General features: G+C 64.9%; 2 protein-coding genes. Both read left to right on the top strand.

What is annotated here, in order from left to right:
• Positions 1 to 175 precede the first annotated feature (175 nt).
• Complete coding sequence (locus tag EOA60_RS33705) at positions 176 to 793, top strand: LysE family translocator (RefSeq protein ID WP_095825076.1); 618 nt, start codon at positions 176 to 178, stop codon at positions 791 to 793.
• A 188-nt stretch (positions 794 to 981) separates the two neighbouring features.
• Positions 982 to 1,223: pyridoxal-phosphate dependent enzyme (locus EOA60_RS33710; protein ID WP_128312661.1), on the top strand; the 242-nt coding region annotated here is incomplete at its 3' end.

Consider the following 1,223-nt stretch of genomic DNA (forward strand, 5'->3'; position numbering starts at 1 on the left):
ATCCTGACCGAGGACGGCAACGGCACGATATGGCGCGTCACCTACGGCGACGGCCGGTCCTGAAGCGGCGCTGGTGCAACCGAATCCGGCCGCAAGGCAATTAACGCCGCCCCGGCACCGTGGTAGGAGGCTGCCGCTCTGGATCCCGATCCCGGGATAGCGCTGGGTTCAAACCATGACACTGACAGGATTTCTCGCCTACAGCGCCGCCCTCGGCGTCGCCGCCGCCATTCCGGGTCCCGGCGTGACGGCGCTTGTTGCCCGCGCGCTCGGCTCCGGCTTCCGTCCGTCGCTCGCCATGTCGTTCGGTCTCATGCTCGGCGACATTACCTACCTCACCGCCGTCGTGCTCGGCCTCGCCTTCGTCGCCCAGACCTTCGGCATGGTGTTTCTCGCCATCAAATGGGCGGGCGTCGCTTATCTCGCCTTCCTTGCCTGGCGCTTCTGGACCAGCGGCATCTCGCCCGAGACGGTCGAGGCGCGCAAGGGCAGAAGCGGCCTGGCGTCGAGCTTCATCGCCGGGCTGACGGTGACGCTCGGCAACCCGAAGACGATGATCTTCTATCTCGCCATCACGCCGACCATCGTCGACCTGAAGACGATCACGCCGGCCGACTACGGGATCCTTGTCGCGCTGACCGTTGTCGTCCTGTTCGTGGTGCTGGTCCCCTATCTGGCGCTGGCTGCCAAGGCGCGCTGGTTCCTGAGATCGCCGCGCGCGCTCAAGGTGCTGAACCGCACCGCCGCCAGCTTCATGATGGGAGCGGCAGCCGCCATCGCGGCCCGTCAATAGGCCGCATTCTCAACCGGCCCCCGTTTCCGGGAAAGCATCCCTGAAACGGGCCGATCCGGAAAATGCATTTCCGGCGCGGGGAGGTTTTCAGCAGCCGCCCCACTCGGATATTTTCGGCGGGCAGCCTATCTTGCGCGGCTGAAAGCCTTATTCTGTTTGCCTATGCCTTTGCCTTGGGAGCGAAACCAATGAACAAGCCCGTCACCTCCGCGCGTGTCCCCGGCCGCGGCCGCATCTTCAACTCGATCACCGAGACGATTGGGGACACGCCGCTGGTGCGGCTGGATAAGTTCGCCAAGGAGAAGGGCATCGTCGCCAACGTGCTGGCCAAGCTCGAATTCTTCAACCCGATCGCCTCGGTCAAGGACCGCATCGGTGTCTCGATGATCGAGGCGCTGGAGGAGGCCGGCAAGATCGCGCCGGGCAAGAC

It is taken from the genome of Mesorhizobium sp. M1A.F.Ca.IN.020.06.1.1 (genome assembly GCF_004023265.1).
Classification (GTDB): Bacteria; Pseudomonadota; Alphaproteobacteria; order Rhizobiales; family Rhizobiaceae; genus Mesorhizobium.

What these genes read in the sequence shown, in the direction of transcription:
- EOA60_RS33705 (WP_095825076.1), top strand. Translation starts at nt 176, where the DNA reads ATGACACTGACAGGATTTCTCGCCTACAGCGCCGCCCTCGGCGTCGCC.